This window comes from Ruegeria sp. AF7, from assembly GCF_056541885.1.
In genome coordinates this window covers 1-573 of record NZ_JBQFYX010000062.1, presented here as the reverse complement: position 1 = coordinate 573, position 573 = coordinate 1, and the positions used below count along the sequence as shown (strand labels likewise).

1 protein-coding gene is annotated in these 573 nt (G+C 54.1%); it reads right to left on the bottom strand.

The genetic code is table 11. From position 1 onward, the window contains the following. Positions 1-76: 76 nt before the first annotated feature. On the bottom strand, positions 77-573 hold a 497-nt coding region (locus tag ACR0AP_RS20945; RefSeq protein WP_480509234.1), incomplete at its 5' end, for a family 1 glycosylhydrolase.

Here is a 573-nt window from a genome sequence, read left to right as displayed (position 1 = left end):
TGGGCCGGGAATTTGTCCGTTTCGTCAATTTGCGGAATTGGCGACATAAGAAGAGGGTTCGGTACCAACTCTTCGTTCAGTAAGAAACTCTGCAACAGATCCGTGCAGCAAGCATGTCCTTCCATGCGAAGTAAGACGCTTTCGGAGTTCGCTTCATTGAACTGAAATCTACATCAACCAGGCCAAAGCGTTTTTCATACCCCAAGGCCCATTCGTAATTGTCCAATAGGGACCAGACAAAGTACCCCTTAACCGGAACCCCTTCGCCCAAGGCGACCTGGACTGCCGACAAGTGTTGATCCAGATAGTCGATACGGTCATCGTCTTGTTGACGCTCGGGGCTGGCCATACCGTTTTCGGTCACGAAGATCGGCAGGTCGCCGGTGTATTCACGTGCTGCTCGGATCAGGAACCTGCTCAGCGCGGTGGGGTCGATTTCCCAACCCATTTGGGTCTTCGGCAGAGGGCCGGGAACCTCAGCGAGACTTGGCCACGCTGTTTCTGCGGGCGCGATAAGTTTACGGGTGTAGTAGTTCAGTCCGCACCAGTCTACGGGTGCTCCGATGCTATCGA